Source organism: Sphingobium naphthae (genome assembly GCF_043589935.1).
In the GTDB taxonomy this organism is placed as follows: Bacteria; Pseudomonadota; Alphaproteobacteria; order Sphingomonadales; family Sphingomonadaceae; genus Sphingobium; species Sphingobium naphthae_A.
The window spans coordinates 824,334-842,710 of record NZ_CP171454.1 but is presented as its reverse complement, the minus strand read 5'-3'; the positions used below and the strand labels follow the sequence as shown (position 1 = coordinate 842,710).

19 protein-coding genes are annotated in these 18,377 nt (G+C 65.7%); 14 read left to right on the top strand and 5 right to left on the bottom strand.

Translation table 11 applies throughout. The annotated features are described in order from the left end of the window. Position 1: 1 nt before the first annotated feature. Positions 2-262 (top strand): molybdopterin converting factor subunit 1, encoded by a 261-nt coding sequence (moaD, locus tag ACGGKE_RS04190; protein ID WP_394440299.1) that lies wholly within the window; start codon positions 2-4, stop codon positions 260-262. Beyond that, positions 259-702 (top strand): molybdenum cofactor biosynthesis protein MoaE, encoded by a 444-nt coding sequence (locus tag ACGGKE_RS04185; protein ID WP_394440297.1) that lies wholly within the window; start codon positions 259-261, stop codon positions 700-702. Before moaD ends, ACGGKE_RS04185 begins: the two co-directional genes overlap by 4 nt. 539 nt (positions 703-1,241) lie before the next feature. Here ACGGKE_RS04185 and uvrC read toward each other — a convergent pair. Continuing rightward, positions 1,242-3,170 carry an excinuclease ABC subunit UvrC gene (gene uvrC / locus ACGGKE_RS04180; RefSeq protein WP_394440295.1) on the bottom strand — a complete coding sequence of 643 codons (1,929 nt, stop codon included), beginning with the start codon at positions 3,168-3,170 and terminating at the stop codon, positions 1,242-1,244. A gap of 152 nt (positions 3,171-3,322) precedes the next feature. Between uvrC and ACGGKE_RS04175 the strand changes: the two genes are divergently transcribed. Next, the gene (locus tag ACGGKE_RS04175; RefSeq protein ID WP_394440293.1) at positions 3,323-4,375 is read left to right on the top strand and encodes an NAD(P)-dependent alcohol dehydrogenase; all 1,053 of its coding nucleotides are present in this window, start codon (positions 3,323-3,325) and stop codon (positions 4,373-4,375) included. 45 nt (positions 4,376-4,420) lie between these two features. On the opposite strand, the gene ACGGKE_RS04170 is transcribed toward ACGGKE_RS04175, so the two are convergent. Continuing rightward, a complete protein-coding gene (locus ACGGKE_RS04170; RefSeq protein ID WP_394440291.1) occupies positions 4,421-4,759 on the bottom strand; it encodes a DUF2794 domain-containing protein in 339 nt (112 codons plus the stop codon). Beyond that, positions 4,759-5,472, bottom strand: a complete 714-nt coding sequence (gene epsC, locus ACGGKE_RS04165; protein WP_394440289.1) for a serine O-acetyltransferase EpsC — start codon at positions 5,470-5,472, stop codon at positions 4,759-4,761. The genes ACGGKE_RS04170 and epsC overlap by 1 nt, the downstream gene beginning before the upstream one ends. Positions 5,473-5,637: 165 nt before the next feature. Between epsC and ACGGKE_RS04160 the strand changes: the two genes are divergently transcribed. From ACGGKE_RS04160 to ACGGKE_RS04110, 11 genes are all read left to right on the top strand, one after another. After that, entirely contained in the window at positions 5,638-6,411 is a 774-nt protein-coding gene (locus ACGGKE_RS04160; protein WP_394440287.1) for a sulfite exporter TauE/SafE family protein, read from the top strand. Positions 6,412-6,450: 39 nt separating this feature from the next. After that, on the top strand, positions 6,451-7,380 hold the full coding sequence (locus ACGGKE_RS04155) for a hydrogen peroxide-inducible genes activator (protein ID WP_394440285.1): 930 nt from the start codon (positions 6,451-6,453) through the stop codon (positions 7,378-7,380). Between the two features lie 169 nt (positions 7,381-7,549). Then, on the top strand, positions 7,550-8,134 hold the full coding sequence (locus ACGGKE_RS04150) for a hypothetical protein (RefSeq protein WP_394440283.1): 585 nt from the start codon (positions 7,550-7,552) through the stop codon (positions 8,132-8,134). Between the two features lie 758 nt (positions 8,135-8,892). Beyond that, positions 8,893-10,251, top strand: coding sequence for an NAD-dependent succinate-semialdehyde dehydrogenase (locus tag ACGGKE_RS04145; protein WP_394440281.1), 1,359 nt, complete (start codon positions 8,893-8,895; stop codon positions 10,249-10,251). Positions 10,252-10,421: 170 nt separating this feature from the next. Then, positions 10,422-11,156 carry a DNA repair protein RecO gene (gene recO, locus ACGGKE_RS04140; RefSeq protein WP_394440279.1) on the top strand — a complete coding sequence of 245 codons (735 nt, stop codon included), beginning with the start codon at positions 10,422-10,424 and terminating at the stop codon, positions 11,154-11,156. A gap of 49 nt (positions 11,157-11,205) precedes the next feature. Continuing rightward, entirely contained in the window at positions 11,206-12,252 is a 1,047-nt protein-coding gene (gene leuB / locus ACGGKE_RS04135; protein WP_394440277.1) for a 3-isopropylmalate dehydrogenase, read from the top strand. Positions 12,253-12,320: 68 nt separating this feature from the next. After that, positions 12,321-12,755, top strand: a complete 435-nt coding sequence (locus ACGGKE_RS04130; RefSeq protein ID WP_394440275.1) for a hemerythrin domain-containing protein — start codon at positions 12,321-12,323, stop codon at positions 12,753-12,755. A 61-nt stretch (positions 12,756-12,816) separates the two neighbouring features. Continuing rightward, entirely contained in the window at positions 12,817-13,815 is a 999-nt protein-coding gene (locus tag ACGGKE_RS04125; protein WP_394440273.1) for a threonine dehydratase, read from the top strand. Continuing rightward, complete coding sequence (locus ACGGKE_RS04120) at positions 13,812-15,020, top strand: trans-sulfuration enzyme family protein (protein ID WP_394440271.1); 1,209 nt, start codon at positions 13,812-13,814, stop codon at positions 15,018-15,020. Before ACGGKE_RS04125 ends, ACGGKE_RS04120 begins: the two co-directional genes overlap by 4 nt. 31 nt (positions 15,021-15,051) lie before the next feature. Then, a complete protein-coding gene (gene apaG / locus ACGGKE_RS04115; RefSeq protein ID WP_394440269.1) occupies positions 15,052-15,459 on the top strand; it encodes a Co2+/Mg2+ efflux protein ApaG in 408 nt (135 codons plus the stop codon). Further along, a complete protein-coding gene (locus tag ACGGKE_RS04110; RefSeq protein WP_394440267.1) occupies positions 15,456-16,247 on the top strand; it encodes a LysR family transcriptional regulator in 792 nt (263 codons plus the stop codon). The genes apaG and ACGGKE_RS04110 overlap by 4 nt, the downstream gene beginning before the upstream one ends. Positions 16,248-16,287: 40 nt before the next feature. Here the strand turns inward: ACGGKE_RS04110 and ACGGKE_RS04105 are convergent, their stop codons facing one another. Beyond that, on the bottom strand, positions 16,288-16,755 hold the full coding sequence (locus tag ACGGKE_RS04105; RefSeq protein WP_394441719.1) for a MaoC family dehydratase: 468 nt from the start codon (positions 16,753-16,755) through the stop codon (positions 16,288-16,290). Between the two features lie 57 nt (positions 16,756-16,812). Further along, the gene (locus tag ACGGKE_RS04100) at positions 16,813-18,366 is read right to left on the bottom strand and encodes an alkaline phosphatase D family protein (RefSeq protein WP_394440265.1); all 1,554 of its coding nucleotides are present in this window, start codon (positions 18,364-18,366) and stop codon (positions 16,813-16,815) included. Positions 18,367-18,377: the final 11 nt, after the last annotated feature.

Sequence of the window (18,377 nt, the reverse complement as noted above, 5' to 3'; positions counted from 1 at the left end):
GATGGCGGCGCTCACCATCCTCTATTTCGCCTGGGTGCGCGAAGCGATCGGCCGGGACGAGGAGCAGGTCGATCGCCCGGCGCCCGGCGCGCGCATCGTCGATCTGGTGGAGATGTTGGCGGCGCGGGGCGGCGGCTATGCGCAGGCGCTGGGCGATCCCGCCCGGCTGCGCGCCGCGATCGACCAGCGGTTCGCGCCGCTCGACACGCCGATCGGCGAGGCGCGCGAGATAGCGCTTTTCCCGCCGGTGACGGGCGGATGAAGCGGATAGCGGTCCAGGCGCAGGATTTCGACGTCGCGGGCGAACTGGCCGCGCTTGAGGCGCTGGGCGGCGGCGGTGTCGCCAGCTTCACTGGGGTGGTGCGCGGCGGCGATGGGCTGGTCGCGCTGGAACTGGAGCAATATCCGGCGATGACGCAGGCGCAGGTGGCGCGGATCGTCGACGATGCCATGGCGCGCTGGCCGCTGCTGGGCGTCAGCGTCATCCACCGCCATGGCCGGCTGGAACCGGGCGCGCGCATCGTCTTCGTCGGCACCGCATCGCGCCACCGCACGGCCGCGCTGGAAAGCTGCGCCTTCCTGATCGACTGGCTGAAATCGCATGCCCCCTTCTGGAAGAAGGAGCATTTCGAAGACCGCACTACCCGATGGGTCGAAGCGCGCGCGGAAGACGAGGCGAAGGCCAAAGGCTGGGGCGGCTGACGGCTGGATTGTGCCGACCGGCCTTGATGCACCCAATTCTCCCCTGGCAGGGGAGGTGGCTGGCCGAAGGCCAGACCGAGGCGTGTCCCTCCATCGTGAGGGTGACACCCCTCCGTCCCGCGCTTCGCGCGCGACACCTCCCCTGCCAGGGGAGGATTGTTGAAAACCACCCCTCTCGTCATTCCCGGGAAGGCGGGAATCCAACTCTCCAGCAGTCCGGCGCCAGACTTTTTAAGCGTCGGATGTCGACCAGGTAGGACATTCCTTCTCCCTTGAGGGAGAAGGATACGAAGCCTTGCCGCGTAGCGGCTAGGCGCAGTTGGATGAGGGATTGGCGCGATACCGGCCTATCCCTGCAAGGTTGCCGCCCCATCACCCAGCTAAGATTAGGGAGCAGACCGCCAAGTCTGCGCAGCCTCGGCCAGAGGCGCGCCACTCTGGCGACCCTCAAGGGAGAGGGATATAGAATGTCTTGTTTCCACCCATCTTCCCCATTGCCTGCCGCCATTTACCCTGCCCCTATGCGCGCGCCTCACGCGTCACCCGTGGAAATAGTCATAGACCTGCTGCGCCACGGCCTTGGATACGCCGGGCGCCTTGGCCAGATCTTCCAGGGCGGCGTCGCGGACGGCGCGGGCGGTGCCGAAGTGCATCAGCAGGGCCTTCTTGCGCGCGGGGCCGATGCCGGGGACCTCGTCCAGCGAACTGACCGTGATCGCCTTGCTTCGCTTGGCGCGGTGGGCGCCGATGGCGAAGCGGTGGGCTTCGTCGCGCAGGCGCTGCAGGTAGAAAAGCACCGGATGGTTGAGCGGAAAGGTGATTTCGCGGCCGTCCATCAGGTGGAAGACTTCGCGCCCCTCGCGGCCATGATGCGGCCCCTTGGCGACGCCGATCATGCAGACATCCTCGATCCCCAGATCCTCCAATATGCCGCGTGCGGCCGATAGCTGGCCCTTGCCGCCGTCGATCAGGACCAGGTCGGGCCATTCGCCGCTGTCGCGATCCGGGTCCTCGCGCGCGGCCCCATCCGCTACCAATCTGGCGAAGCGGCGCTCGAACATTTCGCGCATCATCGCGAAATCGTCGTTGCTGATCTCCGGGTTCTTCATGTTGAACTTGCGATATGCGTTCTTGCGGAAGCCCTCCGGCCCCGCCACCACCATCGCGCCCAGCGCGTGCGCGCCCTGGATATGGCTGTTGTCGTAGATTTCGATGCGGTCCGGCACGCCGTCCAGCCCGAAGGCGTCGACCATCTCGTCCAATATCTTCGCCTGGCTGGTGGTTTCCGCCAGCCGCCGGTCGAGCGCCTCCACCGCATTGCGCTGCGCCTGGCGGATCAGGCGGACGCGATCGCCGCGCTGGGGCACTTCGATCCGCACCTTGGCGCCGACCCGTTCGGCCAGCGCCTGCGCCATCAGCGCGCATTCCGCCGGTTCGCGATCGGTGAGGATGAGCCTGGGCGGCGGCACTTCCTCGTAGAATTGCGCCATGAAGCTTTCCAGCACCTCCTCCGTCGCGACGTCGGCGGTGTGGACGGGGAAGAAGCTGCGATGCCCCCAATTCTGCCCGCCGCGGATGAAGAAGGCCTGGATGCACATCGCGCCGCCTTCTTCCGCCAGCGCGAAGATATCGGCGTCGCCCAGCCCTTCGGCATTGATCGCCTGGCTGCCCTGGATGAACGTCAGCGCCTTCAGCCGGTCGCGGATCATCGCGGCCTGCTCGAAATCCATCGCGTCGGACGCGGCCTGCATCGCCGCGCCCAGCTTCTTCTGCACGGCGGTGGACTTGCCGCCCAGGAAATCCTGCGCGTCGCGGACCAGTTCGGCATAGCCCGCCTGGTCGATCCGGTCGACGCAGGGCGCCGAGCAACGCTTGATCTGGTAGAGCAGGCAGGGGCGTGAGCGATTGGCGAAGAAACTGTCGGTGCAGGACCGCAGCAGGAACAGCTTCTGCAGCGCGTTGATCGTCCGCGTCACCGATCCGGCGCTGGCGAAGGGGCCATAATAGCGCCCCTGATATTTGCGCGCGCCGCGATGCTTTTGCACGCGCGGAAAGGCATGATCCTCGCGCAGCAGGATGAAGGGAAAGCTTTTGTCGTCGCGGAGCAGGACATTGTAGGGCGGGCGGTAGCGCTTGATCAGCTGCGCCTCCAGCAACAGCGCCTCGGCTTCGCTGTTGGTGGTGACGATGGTCATGCTGCGGGTCTGGGCGACCATGCGCTGCAGCCGCTTGGGCAGGCGATCGACCTGCGTATAGTTGGCGACCCGGTTCTTGAGCGCGCGCGCCTTGCCGACATAGAGCACATCGCCGCGCGCGTCGTGCATGCGATAGACGCCGGGCCGGATCGGCAGCGTCTTGAGCGTCGTGCGGATCGCTTCCACGCCGGCGTCGATGTCCGGCTGGCTGCCGGTGACGGTGTAGGTCGCCTTGTCTTCATGGAAACGGTCGGGGGATTGGGGGCCGGACATGGGGGCAGAGATAGCGTTCCCGTCCTGTTTCGCAATGGCAGGCTTGATCCGGGCCGCTTGCGGCCTATCTCTGCGACGCTGCGCAGTGCGCGGCATCTCCCGCATTTCCGTCGCCCCCGCGGCGACCCCATTGCATCGAAAGAGACCATTCCATGAGCGTTAAAGCCTATGGCGCCTACGCCGCCGACAAGCCGCTGGAACCCATGGACATCGAACGTCGCGCCGTTGGCGCGCGGGATGTCGAAATCGCGATCGCCTATTGCGGCGTGTGCCATTCGGATCTGCATCAGGTCCGGTCCGAATGGGATGGCACGCTGTATCCCTGCGTGCCGGGTCATGAGATCGTGGGCCATGTGACCGCCGTCGGGGACGACGTGACCAAAGTGAAGGTCGGCGACACGGTCGGCGTCGGCTGCATGGTCGACAGCTGCCAGGGCTGCGCTTCGTGCGACGAGGGGTTGGAGCAATATTGCGAAAAGGGGTTTGTCGGCACCTATAACGGGTCCACGGCCGACGCACCGGGCCATACGCTGGGCGGCTATTCGCAAAGCATCGTTGTGAAGGATGATTTCGTCCTCAAGATCAGCCACGCGCCCGAACAGCTGGCCGCCGTCGCGCCACTGCTCTGCGCCGGCATCACCACCTGGTCGCCGCTGCGCCACTGGAATGTCGGGCCGGGCAAGAAGGTCGGCATCGTCGGCATTGGTGGCCTTGGCCATATGGGCGTGAAGCTTGCCCATGCGCTGGGTGCGCATGTCGTCGCCTTCACCACCTCGGAACCGAAGCGGCAGGATGCGCTGGACCTTGGCGCGGATGAAGTCGTCGTGTCCCGCAACGCGGACGAGATGGCGGCCCATGCCGGCAGCTTCGACTTCATCCTGAATACGGTCGCGGCCAGCCATGACCTGGATGCGTATACCATGTTGCTGAAGCGCGACGGGACGATGACGCTGGTCGGCGTGCCTGAACATCCGCACCCGTCGCCCAATGTCGGGGCGCTGATCTTCCAGCGCCGCTCGATTGCCGGCTCGCTGATCGGCGGCATCGCAGAAACGCAGGAGATGCTGGATTTCTGCGCTGAAAAGGGCATCACGGCCGAAATCGAGATGATCGCCGCGCGCGACATCGAAACCGCTTACGCCCGCATGCAGAAAAGCGACGTCAAATATCGCTTCGTGATCGACAACGCCAGTCTGGCGGCGTGACGACAGGGCCGGGCGGCGTTAGCCGTCGCCCGGCCAGTCTGCTGATCAGTCCTCGACGATCCGCAGCAATTTGCGCTCCACCGGGGCCAGCACATTGTGCAGGTCCGATCCGCGCTTCAGGATATGGCCGCCTTCGCCCACGAGCGCCCACATGCCCTGGCGATGGCGCAGCCCCGGGCGCTTTTCGATGCGATATTCCGGGCGTTCGGCCGAGCGGCGAAACGCGCTGAAGATCGCGGCGTCGCGGCCCATGTCCATGGCATAGTCGCGCCAATGGCCGGCGGCGACCATCCGGCCATAGAGGTCCATGATGCGCTGCAATTCCTGTCGGTCGAAGCCCACCTGGCCGGCGGCGGCGGCGGGAAACGGCGTCACATTGGTCATCAGGCGCGGTCGCGATCCTTGAACAGCGCGTCAGCGTCCGGCAGGCGCGGCGTCTGGCGCTCGACCATCAGCTCGGCGAGCCGCTTCTGCAGCTGCTCCACTTCGCACTGGAGCATTTCCAGCTTCTGCTTTTCCGGGTCGAAACAGTCGGAACAGGGGGTGCCATAGGGCACGAACTCGCGCTGATAGGCGGTGACGTCGACCAGCATCTGGCGCGCGGGGATGCCGACCATGGTCGCGCCTTCGGGCACGTTCTTAGTCACCACCGCATTGGCGCCGACGCGGGCGCGCGCGCCGACCTGCACCGGCCCCAGAACCTGCGCGCCCGACCCGACGATCACGCCGTCATGCAGCGTCGGGTGGCGCTTGCCCGCGATGCCGTTGGCGGGATCGGTGCCGCCCAGCGTGACATTCTGGTAGAGGGTGACGTCGTCGCCGATTTCCGCCGTCTCGCCGATCACTGTGAAGCCATGGTCGATGAAAAAGCGCCGGCCGATCCGCGCGCCGGGGTGAATGTCGTTGCCGGTCAGGAAGCGGGCCAGATGATTGACCGCTCGCGCCAGGAAGAACAGCCGCGCGCGATACAGCCGATGAGCGATACGGTGGAAAGCCAGAGCCCAGACGCCCGGATAGAGCAGGATTTCGGCGCGAGACCGGGGCGCGGGGTCCCGCGCTTTCACCGAATCGAGATAGCCGATAAGATTGCGCAGCATGCCGCGTCCCTGAAATCCTGAACCCTGTTCGCGTCTACATAAGCGTCTGGCGGCCATTTTTCCAGTGCAGCGCCAGTTCCCGCTTTCGCGCTATAAAGGGAAACTTGCTTTGCACCGCGAGCTATGACTATCAATAAAGTAGACAATCAAACCTCAGGACAATGGATGATTGACGCTCTGATGGCCAATTTCAGCGATATTCTGCCTTTCATCCTCATCGGATTCGGCGCGCAGATGATCGATGGCGCGCTGGGCATGGCCTATGGCGTCATTTCCAGCACGCTGCTGCTGGCGATGGGGGTGCCGCCCAGCCGCGCCTCGGCCAGCGTCCATGCCGCCGAAACCTTCACCACCGGCGTTTCCGCGATCAGTCATATCCTGCACCGGAATGTCGACTGGCGGCTTTTCGCCCGGCTGATTGTGCCGGGCGTGATCGGGGGCGTGACCGGGGCCTATCTGCTGTCCAACATCGACGGCGCGGTCATCAAGCCGTTCGTTCAGGCCTATCTGGCGGCGATCGGCCTGTATCTCATCTGGCGCGGCTTCCACCTGCCGCCCAAGCCGCGCGATCCCAAATGGGTGACGCCGCTGGGCCTGGTCGGCGGCTTCATGGATGCGAGCGGCGGCGGCGGCTGGGGGCCGATCGTCACGTCCAACCTGCTGCTGCAGGGGGCCAGCCCGCGCCACACCATCGGCACGGTCAACAGCGTCGAATTCGCGCTGACCCTGTCGATCAGCCTCACCTTCCTCATCCATCTCGGCTGGGAAACCTTCACCACCTACACGATCGGGCTGCTGATCGGCGGCGTCGTGGCCGCACCCTTCGGCGCGATGCTGGCGCGGCGGATCGCCCCGCGATTCCTGTTCACCGCCGTGGGCATCATCCTGACGATCACTTCGGCGTTCGGCATCGCCAAATGGCTTGGATTTATCGGCTGAACCGCTTATATTCTGCTTTCTGATCGAGGAAGCCGATAAATGTCCAGTTACCTGCCTACGCTCAAACAGTTGCAATATCTGGTCGCGCTCAAGGAGCAGGGGCATTTCGGCAAGGCCGCCGATGCCTGTTTCGTGACCCAGTCGACCCTGTCCGCCGGCATCCGCGAGCTGGAGTCTCTGATCGGCGTGACCCTGGTGGAGCGGACCCGGCGCGTGGTGCGCTTCACCGCGCTGGGCGACCGGATCGTGGAAAAGGCGCATCGCGTGCTGCGCGAGGCGGAGGAACTGGCGGCGATCGCCGAAGCGTCGGGCAAGCCGCTGACGGGCGAGCTGCGGATGAGCGTCATCCCGACGATCGCCCCCTTCCTGCTGCCGCGCCTGCTGCCGCGCCTGCGTGCCGACCGGCCCGAACTCAAACTCTATCTGCGCGAGGAGACGACGCAGGCGGCGATCGAATCGCTGCGCCATGGCAATGTGGATTGCGTACTGCTGGCCCTGCCTTTCCCGATGGGCGAGCTGGACAGCGAAATCCTGTTCGCCGACCGCCTCTATGTCGCCTTCCCGCAGGACGAGCCCACCAACCCGCCCGAATGGATCAAGCCGGGCATGATCGACGAAAGCAAGCTGCTGCTGCTGGAGGACGGCCATTGCCTGAAGGATCATGCGCTGGCTGCGTGCAATCGCCCCGACCTGCGCGCCAGCGCGACGATGATGGGCACGTCGCTGCACACGCTCATCCAGATGGTCGACAATGGGCTGGGCGTCACCATGATCCCGGAAATGGCGATCGCCGGCGGCATATTGGACCATACCCGCATCACCGCGCGGCCGCTGGAATCCGAACGCTCATCGCGCGATATCGCGCTGGTCTGGCGCCGCAACAGCCCGCGCGAAAAGGAATTCCGCCTGCTCGCCGGCATATTGCGCGACGCCGCAGCGCAGAGCTGCCGCTTGCCCGAGGCGGCGTGAGGGGGAGGCGCACGGGTTGAAGGCAGGCTTTAAGAGCTGAAAGGGTGGATTGCGGACTGGCGGCGCCAAGAGCCTAAGACTGGAAGAAGCTATGTCTTTATGTTGACAGACCTCAAGAGAAACTATGTGATAATTTAGCATCGGTGCATTGTTGGTGGAGGATCATCAGATGATGGCGTTCGCATTAGCAGGTTATGCGTTTGCCATTGGCACTGCGGCAACTCCCTCCCAGCACCCGCCTAACAGTTTGATGGGACATTGGATTTCCAAATGCCAGCCAATCGGGAAAGACGGGAGGCACGGCATCATCACTCACATAAATCTCGCTGACGGCCAAATAGACGCCGAAACTCGGATGTTCGCGACGAGCAAGTGCGAGACGCCTGTGTTAAAGGTGAAATATCACGGCACTGCCATGATCCAACATACAGACTCCGGCTCATTTTCCATCGACCATATCCTCCGTCAGATTGATTTGACCCCCCAAGCGTCGGACGTTGTCGCTCAATATAATCTCGGTGATGACCATGGCTGCGGCTTGGACGGATGGCAAATCGACGTACCGAAATCAGTCGCAGGGAGGCGTTGCAATCCTTTTTCTTTCCCTGTGACGGGCACCGTTCTTTTCGATTCTGCTTGGATGGATGGTGATGAGTTGCGCTTAGGTGCGTTTCCAATGATCTGGACGAACACTACGGCGGACAATCGTCCTGACGAGGCGCTACCGATCATCTACCATCGTATCAAAGATTAAGCATTCTTCGGTCGGATCACGGAGAACAGGCGAAAGCCTTCAGCAATCGCTTCGGTATTCGGGAACTTCCAGAATTAGCGTCTCCAAATGGACGTAGTCAGCCATCCTCCCCTAGCAGGGGAGGTGGCAGCACGAAGTGCTGACGGAGGGGTGTCCCGCCATCGTGAGGGTGACACCCCTCCATCCCGCGCTCCGCGCGCGACACCTCTCCTGCCAGGGGAGGACGATAAGGGCCGCGCATCGCCGACAGCGGTGCCACGCCTGCGCCCAAATCTGCTACGCCCTGTCGAGCGCGAGTTCGGCATCGCCGCTATGTTCCTAGGTGCCGGATCGCGTGCGCCTCGGCTGGAGACGGACGACGAATTCATCGCCCACCCTCGACTTGCACACTATCCGGGCGCCTTCCATCCTGCCTCTGCCGCTACGCAGCTCATCCCTCTATAAATGTAGGAGAATCTCTGATCTATCCGGTGGTATGACTGCTTTGCCCTTTCATGCCGGTTTGCCGCCCCCTCGATCCTGCGTCCCGTCACGGTCGCGCGACCGGCGCGTCTCCGTGCCCTCGGCGATGCGTCGCAGGCGCTTCGCTGTCGCGTCCCAGGCGCGTCCTTGTCGCTTCGGTGGCGCGTCCGCCCGCGATTCCGGGGATTTTGCGGTTCAACGACGGTGTGAACTTCGCCGCTGTGACTTCGTTGTGACCTTGCGATGGGCATGGCCATGCCCACATCATCCCCGAATCATCTCATCCGGAGCCAAGCATGAAGAGCATCAACCCCGCCACCGGAGAAGAGATCGCCACGCATGAGGAGCTGACCCAGGCGCAGATCGATGCCGCGCTCGATCGGGCGACGGCGACCTTCGCGACCTGGCGGAATTCCGCGATGGAGGAGCGCACCGCCTTGCTGTCCGCGCTCGCCGACGCCTATCACGGCCATCGCGACCGGCTGGCGCGCATGGCGACGCTGGAAATGGGCAAGACGCTCAAATCCGCGCTGGCGGAGGTCGACAAATGCGTCGCCGCCTTCCGTCATTATGCCAAGGAAGGCCCGGCCATGCTGGAGGGCGGCAGCATCGCCTTGTCGTCGGGCGGCAAGGCCGACCTGGTCTGGCTGCCGATCGGGCCGGTGCTGGCGGTGATGCCGTGGAATTTCCCCTATTGGCAGGTGGTCCGCTTCCTCGCGCCCTGCATCCTCGCGGGCAATGTCGGGCTGCTCAAACATGCCAGCAACGTGCAGGGCGTCGCCGCGCTGATGCAGGAGATGATGGGCGTGGCCGGCGCGCCGGAGGGGCTGTTCCAGAATCTGCCGATCCGGTCCGACGCCGTGGCGGGCATCATCGCCGACGACCGGGTCGCCGCCGTAACCCTGACCGGCAGCGAGGGCGCAGGCCGCGCGGTGGCCGAGCAGGCGGGCCGGGCGCTCAAGAAGGTGGTGCTGGAACTGGGCGGCTCCGACCCCTTCATCGTCATGCCCTCGGCCGATCTGGACGCGGCGGTGAAGCAGGCAGTGACGGCGCGGGTGCAGAATAGCGGCCAGTCCTGCATCTGCGGCAAGCGAATGATCGTCCATGCCGACATTTATGACGCCTTCCTGGAGCGCTATGCCGCCGCGATGGCGGCGGTGAAGGCAGGCGATCCGTTCGATGCGGAGAGCGACATGGGGCCGCTCTCCAGCGCGGAGCAACGGCAGACCGTGCAGGACCAGATCGAGACGATGAAGGCGGCCGGCGCGACGCTGATCGGCGGCGAGATCATGCCGGGGCCGGGCGCCTATATGCGGGCCGGTATCCTGACCGAAGTTCCCGTCGATCCGGCGCTGATGGGCGAGGAAATCTTCGGGCCGATCGCGATGCTGTTCAAGGCGGCCGACATCGACGACGCCATCGCCATCGCCAACGCCATACCCTTCGGCCTTGGTTCGTCGGTCTGGACCGAGGACGCGGCCGAGGAAGCGCGCTTCGTGCGCGACGTGCAGGCCGGCATGACCGCGGTGAACCAGATGCTCGCCTCTGCGCCCGAAGCCCCGTTCGGCGGCGTGAAGCGCTCCGGCCATGGCCGCGAACTGGGGCCGTTCGGGCTGCATGAATTCATGAACTTGAAGAGCGTCTATCGGACATAATCTCACCTTCACGGCCGGTGGGTGTGAGCCTGCCGAAGCGCTCTACTGCCTTGGAGGCAAAGTGGCGCGCCGTGCGACTGGCGGATTGCAGCCGTCGCTCGGGATGGGCGTCGACAGGCTCGGGGCCGAACGGTTGAGAGGCGGGGCGTCACGGACTAGAGACAGGACCCATGCCTCATCTCTCCACCCTCGCCATTGTCTGCGCCGTGCGCGCGCATGGCGAACATGGGGCGATCGCCCGGCTGCTGACGCCCGACCATGGGTTGACGCCGGGCTATGTGCGCGGCGGGCGGTCGCGGGCGATGCGGCCGGTGCTGCTGCCCGGCAATGTCGTGAAGGCTGAGTTTCGCGCCCGCACCGAGGAGCAGCTGGCCGGGCTGACGGTCGAACTCGCCCACAGCCGCGCGCCATTGCATGGCGAGCCGCTGCCCGCAGCGGCGATCGACTGGAGCTGCGCGCTCACCGCCGCGTCGCTGCCGGAGGCCACGCCCTATCCGGCGCTGCACCAGGCGCTGGCTGGGCTGCTCGACGCGGTGGAGGCGGCCCCGGCGGCGCGCGGCTGGGCGGTGGCGCTGGTGCGCTATGAGCTGCTGCTGCTCGCGGAACTGGGCTTCGGCCTTGATCTTGGCCGCTGCGTCGCGCTGGGCGATGCCGAGGACCTGGCCTATGTCAGCCCGCGCAGCGCGGCGGCGGTCAGCCGCGCGGGCGCGCTCGGATATGAGCAGCGCCTGCTGCCGCTGCCGCCCTTCCTGATCGAAGGCGGCATGGGGGACTGGGGCCAGATACTCGACGGGCTGCGCCTGACCGGCTTCTTCCTGGAGCGGTCGGTGCTGACCGATCGCCGCGCCGACGTGCTGGCGGCGCGCGAACGACTGGTGGAGCGGCTCAAAAGGGCGGTTGCGTGAAACCTCCTGTCTCCATAAGGCGCTGCCACGCAAGATAAGGAGTGTAGCCATGTTGATCGCCCTGTTCCCCGGAGACGGCATCGGACCCGAGATCGTGGCCGAGGCGAAGCGCGTGCTCGACGCGCTGGCGATCGAGGACCTCACCTATGAGGACGGGCTGGTGGGCGGCGCGGCCTACAAGGCGGTGGGGCATCCGCTGCCGCCCGAAACGCTCGACATCGCCCGGCGCGCCGACGCGATCCTGTTCGGCGCGGTGGGCGACCCGGATTGCGACGCGCTGGAGCGGCACCTGCGGCCCGAACAGGCGATCCTGGGGCTGCGCAAGGAACTGGGCCTCTTTTCCAACCTGCGCCCGGCCAGGGTCTTTCCCGAGCTGGCGCATGAAAGCGCGCTCAAGCCCGAAGTGGCCGGGGCGATCGACCTGTTGATCGTGCGCGAAACCAATGGCGACGTCTATTTTGGCGAGAAGGGCTTTCGCACCACGGCCGAGGGCTATCGCGAAGGCTATGACATCATGTCCTATAACGAAGCCGAGGTGCGGCGCATCGCCCATGCCGGTTTCCAGGCCGCACGCGCGCGGCGGGGCAAGCTTTGTTCGGTGGACAAGGCCAATGTGCTGGAAACCAGCCAGCTGTGGCGCGACGTGGTGATCGCGGTGTCGGCCGACTATCCCGACGTCGCGCTCAGCCACATGTATGTCGACAATGCCGCGATGCAGCTGGTGCGCAATCCGGGCCAGTTCGACGTCATCGTGACCGGCAACCTGTTCGGCGACATCCTGTCGGACCAGGCCAGCATGTGCGTGGGATCGATCGGCATGCTGGCGTCCGCGACGCTCAATGGCAGCGGCCAGGGCCTGTACGAGCCGATCCATGGTTCGGCGCCCGACATCGCCGGGGAGGGCAGGGCCAACCCGCTGGCGACGATCCTGTCGGCGGCGATGATGCTGCGCTATTCACTTGCCCTGCCAGAGCAGGCGGACCGCATCGAGGCGGCGGTGGCGCAGGCTCTGCGCGACGGCGCGCGCTCGGCGGATCTGGGCGGCGCGATGACCACGGTGGAAATGGGCTACGCGGTGCTGGCGGCGCTGCGTTAACCCTCCTTTCGTCGCAAAAGCAGCCCATTGGCTTAAGTTTGGCGGCCCCATGCCGATTTAAGGATAAAATGGGGTCGCTGAACATGATGATGGATTTACGGCACGACCATGATGGTCTGCGCCGACAGATGCAGGAATTCGCCCAGCTGATGGCGGGCGCAGGGCCAAAGGACATGCCCGACCTCGCGCGCCGGCGGATCGCCTTCGCCCAGGCGTTTCGCGAACATATGGGCCGCGAGGACGAGGCGGTGCAGCAACTGCGCCGCCGTCCGCTCACGCCTGAGGCGAACCAGGCGCTGCGCGAGCATGGCCGCGCGATCGTCGCGCTGTTCCTGCGCTACAGCGACCATATCAAGCAATGGACCCCGGCGCAGATCGATGCGGACTGGCCCGGCTACCGGACCGCCGTGTTGGCCTTGCAGGACGGTTTGCGCGAACGCATGGCGTGGGAGGAAAAGCATCTGCACCCGCTGCTGGCCGGCGACGTGCGCAAGGCGGCCTGACAGGGCCATTCTCTGCCCATCGGTTCTGTCCTATCCCGCGCCGACCCCATAAGCGCGCTGGATGACCGATCTCTCGCTTCCCTCGCTCCGTTCGGCCGCGGCCATGGTCCATGCGCAGATGCCGCCGACGCCGCAATATGCCTGGCCCCTGCTGGCGGCGCGCACCGGCTGCACGGTCTGGGTGAAGCATGAAAACCACACGCCGACGGGCGCGTTCAAGGCGCGCGGCGCCATTCCCTATATCGACTGGCTGCGGCGCACCCATCCGGACGTGATCGGCATCATCACGGCGACGCGCGGCAACCATGGCCAGGCGCAGGCGCGCGCCGCGCGCGCGGCGGGCCTGTCCGTCACCATCGTCGTGCCGCATGGCAATGCGCTGGAGAAAAATGCGGCGATGCGCGCCTTTGGCGCGACGTTGATCGAGCATGGCCATGACTTCGACAGCGCAAAGGCGGAGGCGCTGCGCCTGGCGGATGAACAGGGGCTCTACATGGTGCCCGCCTATCATGGCGAACTGGTGCGGGGCGTTGCGAGCTATGGACTGGAACTGTTCGAGGCGGTGCCGGACCTCGACACCGTCTATGTGCCGGTCGGCTGCGGATCGGGCCTGTGCGGGACGATCGCGGCGCGCGACGCGCTGGGCCTTCGCACACGCGTCGTCGGCGTCGTGTCCGCGCATGTCGACGCCGCTAAACGCTCGTTCGAGGCAGGCAAGCTGCTGGCCAGCCCCACCGCCCACACATTTGCCGATGGCGTGGCGGTCTGCACCCCGGTGCAGGCGGCGCTCGACTATTTCGGGCCGCGCGCCGACCGGTTCGTGGCGGTGACCGATGATGAAGTGGCGCAGGCGGTGCGCATATATTGGGAGGATACGCACAATCTGGCCGAAGGCGCGGGCGCGGTGGCGCTGGCGGCGCTGATCCAAGAAAAGGACCGAATGCGCGGCAAGACGGTTGCGGTAATCCTGTCGGGCGGTAATGGCGACAGGAGCCAGATGGCCGAGATATTGAGCGGCGCGACGCCGCGCGTTCAGCAGGATATGCGAAGGGCGATATGAAGCGGAAAAGCGGGCAGGATCCGGAAATCACGAAGAGTTGGAAGCCGGCAACGCTGGCCGTGCGCGGCGGCACCGTCCGCAGCGAATATGGCGAGACGTCCGAAGCGCTCTTCCTGACGAGCGGCTATTGCTATGACCGGGCCGAGGACGCCGCTGCGCGTTTTGCCGGCGAACAGGTCGGCATGACCTACAGCCGCCTGCAGAACCCCACGGTCGAAATGCTGGAGCAGCGCATCGCCCTGCTGGAAGGGGCCGAGGCCTGCCGCGCGACCGCCACCGGCATGGCGGCGATGACGGCGGCGCTGCTGTGCCAGCTGTCCGCGGGCGATCATGTCGTCGCGGCCAAGGCGGCGTTCGGCTCCTGCCGCTGGCTGGTCGATACGCTGCTGCCCAAGTTCGGCATTGAGACGACCACGATCGACGGCCGGGACAACGCCGCCTGGGAAGCCGCGCTGCGGCCCAACACAAAGGTGTTTTTCTTTGAGACGCCGGCCAACCCCACCATGGACGTGGTGGACATCGCCGCCGTCTGCGCCATCGCCAGGGCGCATGGCGTCACCACCGTCGTCGACAATGCCTTCGCTTCGCCCGCGCTGCAGCGGCCGATGGCGTTCGGCGCCGATGTCGTCGCCTATAGCGCGACCAAGATGATGGACGGGCAGGGCCGCGTGCTTGCCGGCGCCATTTGCGGCACACGCGAATGGATCGACGGGGTGCTGCTGCCCTTCCACCGCAATACCGGCCCGACGCTGAGCGCCTTCAACGCCTGGGTGGTGCTCAAGGGGCTGGAGACGCTGGACCTGCGCATCCGGCGGCAGAGCGACAATGCGCTCAAGGTCGCGCGCTTTCTGGAAACGCGCCTGCCCAAGGTATTGTATCCCGGCCTTGAAAGCCATCCGCAGCATGGCCTGGCCATGCAGCAGATGGAAGCGGCGGGGCCGATCTTCTCCCTCTATGTCGGCGGTGGCCGCGCCGAGGCGCATGGGCTGCTGAACGCGCTGCAACTGGTTGATATCAGCAACAATATCGGCGACTCCCGGTCGTTGATGACGCATCCGGCTTCCACCACCCATTATGGCATGGCGGAGGAAGCGCGGCTGGAAGTGGGCATCACAGAGGACATGCTGCGGCTGAACGTCGGCCTGGAGGATCCCGATGATGTCATTGCGGATTTCGACCAGGCGCTGCGCGCGATAGGCCGTTGACCTTGCCAGGTGCAGGGCGCATCTGTCACCCATGATGACCAGCTTCGCGCTCTTCCCATTTCATGCGACGACGCGCGACATCGGCGTGCACGTGGCGGTCACCTACCTGCCCGAACAGTCGGAACCCGACCGTGGCCGCTGGTTCTGGGCCTATCATATCCGCATCGAAAATATGGGCGACCATCCGGTGCAGCTGCTGACGCGGCACTGGATCATCACCGACGGGCGCGGCAACCAGCATAGCGTCGATGGCGACGGCGTGGTGGGGGAACAGCCGGTGGTGCAGCCAGGCAGAAGCTACGACTACGTCTCCGGCTGCCCGCTGGGCACGCCGACGGGTTCGATGAAGGGCACTTATCGCATGATCGGCCTGGATGGCGAGACGTTCGACGTGAAGATCCCGCATTTCGCCCTGATCGCGCCGGCGGTGGCCGAATGAAGCGGACGCATTTGCCGCTCAACGGGCTGCGCGTGCTGGATGCGGCGGCGCGGCACCTGTCCTTCACGCGCGCGGCGGACGAACTGGCGGTGACGCCGGCGGCGGTCGGCCAGCAGATCCGCGCGCTGGAGGACATGCTCGGCGTGGTGCTGTTTCGACGTACGCCCAAAGGGCTGGAGCTGACCCCGGAAACGGAAGCAGGGCTGGAGGCGCTGCGCGCGGGCTTCCTGCAGTTCGAGGAAGCGGTGCGGGCGATGCAGGCGGGGCAGTCGAGCAGCGCGCTCACCATCGCCGCGGCGCGCGACATCACCGCCAAATGGCTGCAGCCGCGGCTCGCCGCTTATGCGGCGAGCCAGCGCGACCTGACGTTCCAGCTGGTCGCGGCGGACGAAGCGCTCGATTTCACCGAGGCCAATCTGGACATCGCGCTGCGGCTGGCCGACGGACCGGGCGAACATGAAGGCGTCAAGATCGGCGAATCCGCTTATGTGACGGTGGAGGCCGCCGCAGGCGGTCCCGATCTGCGGATCGACTGGCCGGGCTGCCCCGCCGGCGATCGGCCCGCGGCGATCCGCGTCGCCGATGGCGGCCTGGCCATCGAGGCAGCGGCGAACGGCTTTGGTCGCGCGCGCGTGCCGCAGCTGCTGGCGCAGGCCGACATCGCCGCAGGCCGCGTGCGGCAGGTGGGCGACACGACGCCGACCCTTCTGGCCTATTGGCTGATCGCGCCACTGCCGCAATGGCGGCAGAAGAAGGTCAGGGCGCTGGTGGAGGCGCTGACCGCATGAGGTAGAGCCGTGCGAGGGCACGAAGTGGAGCAGAGCAAGCCTAGACTGGCCGCGTGCGCCACATGGCGATGGGGATCATCGTCATCACCGGTTCGTCATGCTGGTTGAAGATGGTGACCTTGTTGCGGACGATGCCCATCTCCGGCCGACTCTTCGAGATTTTGGTGTCGATCACTTCATTGGTGCCGCGCAGCGTGTCGCCGGGGCGAACGGGGCGGAGCCAGCGCAGTTCGTCGACGCCCATCGCGCCCAGGCTCGCGGCCTGACGCGCGGGGTTCTTCTGCATTTCGGCGACGAACATCTTCATGAACAGCGCGGTCGTGTGCCAGCCGCTTGCCGAAATGGTGCCGAAATGTGTCTGCGCCGCCGCTTCGTCCGAAAGATGAAAGGGCTGGGCGTCGAATTCCGATGCGAAAGCGATCACTTCGTCGCGCGTGACGGTGAGCGGTCCGAAGGCGAAGCTGTCGCCGACCTGCAGATCCTCGAAATAGAGTATGTCCTGCGCCATCATCCGTCTCCTTGTTCGATGATGATGGCGTAGAACCGCTTTCCGTTTACGTCAATGTCAGGCGATGGTGAGCGAGGGCTGGCCGCGCGGCACGGTGATGCTGGCGCGCGTGGCGATCGTCCCGCCGGGGGCCGAGACCTGATCCATGACGCGGAACCGAGTCGTCCAGGCGTCGGGCGTGACGTCGCAGACCAGATAGCCGCGCTGGTCATTGATGAACTTGAGCTGCGGGTTGTTGCGCAGGAGCATGTCGCTGCCCGCGCGCAGATCCGACCCGTCTCCGCCCGAGGAAATGGAGGTGGAGACGAACTCGGCCGCCACCGGCCTGCCTTCGCTTTCCAGCAGCCCCGCATAATTTTGATGCTCGTCGCCGGTCAGGACGACGACATTGTCGAGCCCGCGCATCTTCGCCAGCAGGCGGTCGCGCTGGACGCGATAGCCGGCCCAACTGTCGAGATTGTAGATGGTTTCCTTTTCGTCGGCATAGCGCCGGCGATCGAGCGACATCATCATCACCTGCTGCGCCAGGCAGTTCCACTTTGCCTGGCCGCGCGTCAGGTTGCGCGTCAGCCAGCTTTCCTCCTCGGGCGAGAGGACCTGCGCCTTGCCGTCACCGATGCCCGGGCAATAGGGCTTGAAGCCGTCGCCGCAGGGCTGGTTGGTGCGGAAGGACCGCGTGTCGAGGAAATCGATGGCGAGCAGGTCGCCGAAGCGCGCTTCGCGATACATGTCGGTGATGATGCCGTTGCGCGGCAGCATCGCGGCGCGGACGGGCATATATTCATACCAGGCCTGGAGCCCGGCCTGCCGGCGCAGGCGGAAGATCTCGGCCGGCGACTGGTCGCGGCCGTCATTGTCGCTGACCCAGTTATTCTGGACCTCATGATCGTCGAAGGTCGGGAACCAGCTGTGCCGGGCGCGCGCGGCCTGCAGGTCGTAATCGCTCAGATATTGGGCGTAGCGCAGGCGATAGTCCGCCAGGTCGTAGCAATCGAGGCCGACATGGTGGCGCACCTGATCCACCGGCAGGCCGTCCTTGTCATAGTCCGGCCCCCGCTGCTTATATTCGTAGATGAAGTCGCCATAATGATAGACGAAGGCGAGATCATCCTCGTTCGCCAGATGGCGGAAGGCGGTGAACAGGCCATCCTCGTAATTCTGGCAGCCTGCGACGCCGAACTTCAGGCGCGCAGGGCTGGCGGAGGCGAGCGGCAGGGTGCGGGCGCGGCCGCGCGTCGACTGATCGCTGCCAAGCGCGAAGCGATACCAATAGGGACGATCGGGCTGGAGGCCAGTCACCTCGACATGGACGCTGTGGCCAAGCTCCGGTCGGGCAGTCGCTTCGCCGGTCGCCACGATGGTCTTGAAGCGGTCATCGCTCGCGACCTCCCATGTCACCGGCAGCGCGACCATCGGCATGCCGCCATGCGGCTCGAACGGCTTGGGCGCAAGCTTGGTCCAGATGACGAAGCCGTCGGGCGCGGGATCGCCCGAGGTGACGCCAAGTGCGAAGGGATAGCCGGCGAACCAGCTTTGCGCGCGGACAATGGCGGGCGCGCCGATCAGCGGCGTTGCGGTGGCGGCGGTCAGGATTTGGCGGCGCGTGAACATGATGGGCCCCT

Coding starts and splice junctions, on each gene's coding strand:
- moaD (WP_394440299.1), top strand. CDS start 2: ATGGCGGCGCTCACCATCCTCTATTTCGCCTGGGTGCGCGAAGCGATC.
- ACGGKE_RS04185 (WP_394440297.1), top strand. CDS start 259: ATGAAGCGGATAGCGGTCCAGGCGCAGGATTTCGACGTCGCGGGCGAA.
- uvrC (WP_394440295.1), bottom strand. CDS start 3,170: ATGTCCGGCCCCCAATCCCCCGACCGTTTCCATGAAGACAAGGCGACC.
- ACGGKE_RS04175 (WP_394440293.1), top strand. CDS start 3,323: ATGAGCGTTAAAGCCTATGGCGCCTACGCCGCCGACAAGCCGCTGGAA.
- ACGGKE_RS04170 (WP_394440291.1), bottom strand. CDS start 4,759: ATGACCAATGTGACGCCGTTTCCCGCCGCCGCCGCCGGCCAGGTGGGC.
- epsC (WP_394440289.1), bottom strand. CDS start 5,472: ATGCTGCGCAATCTTATCGGCTATCTCGATTCGGTGAAAGCGCGGGAC.
- ACGGKE_RS04160 (WP_394440287.1), top strand. CDS start 5,638: ATGATTGACGCTCTGATGGCCAATTTCAGCGATATTCTGCCTTTCATC.
- ACGGKE_RS04155 (WP_394440285.1), top strand. CDS start 6,451: ATGTCCAGTTACCTGCCTACGCTCAAACAGTTGCAATATCTGGTCGCG.
- ACGGKE_RS04150 (WP_394440283.1), top strand. CDS start 7,550: ATGATGGCGTTCGCATTAGCAGGTTATGCGTTTGCCATTGGCACTGCG.
- ACGGKE_RS04145 (WP_394440281.1), top strand. CDS start 8,893: ATGAAGAGCATCAACCCCGCCACCGGAGAAGAGATCGCCACGCATGAG.
- recO (WP_394440279.1), top strand. CDS start 10,422: ATGCCTCATCTCTCCACCCTCGCCATTGTCTGCGCCGTGCGCGCGCAT.
- leuB (WP_394440277.1), top strand. CDS start 11,206: ATGTTGATCGCCCTGTTCCCCGGAGACGGCATCGGACCCGAGATCGTG.
- ACGGKE_RS04130 (WP_394440275.1), top strand. CDS start 12,321: ATGGGGTCGCTGAACATGATGATGGATTTACGGCACGACCATGATGGT.
- ACGGKE_RS04125 (WP_394440273.1), top strand. CDS start 12,817: ATGACCGATCTCTCGCTTCCCTCGCTCCGTTCGGCCGCGGCCATGGTC.
- ACGGKE_RS04120 (WP_394440271.1), top strand. CDS start 13,812: ATGAAGCGGAAAAGCGGGCAGGATCCGGAAATCACGAAGAGTTGGAAG.
- apaG (WP_394440269.1), top strand. CDS start 15,052: ATGATGACCAGCTTCGCGCTCTTCCCATTTCATGCGACGACGCGCGAC.
- ACGGKE_RS04110 (WP_394440267.1), top strand. CDS start 15,456: ATGAAGCGGACGCATTTGCCGCTCAACGGGCTGCGCGTGCTGGATGCG.
- ACGGKE_RS04105 (WP_394441719.1), bottom strand. CDS start 16,755: ATGGCGCAGGACATACTCTATTTCGAGGATCTGCAGGTCGGCGACAGC.
- ACGGKE_RS04100 (WP_394440265.1), bottom strand. CDS start 18,366: ATGTTCACGCGCCGCCAAATCCTGACCGCCGCCACCGCAACGCCGCTG.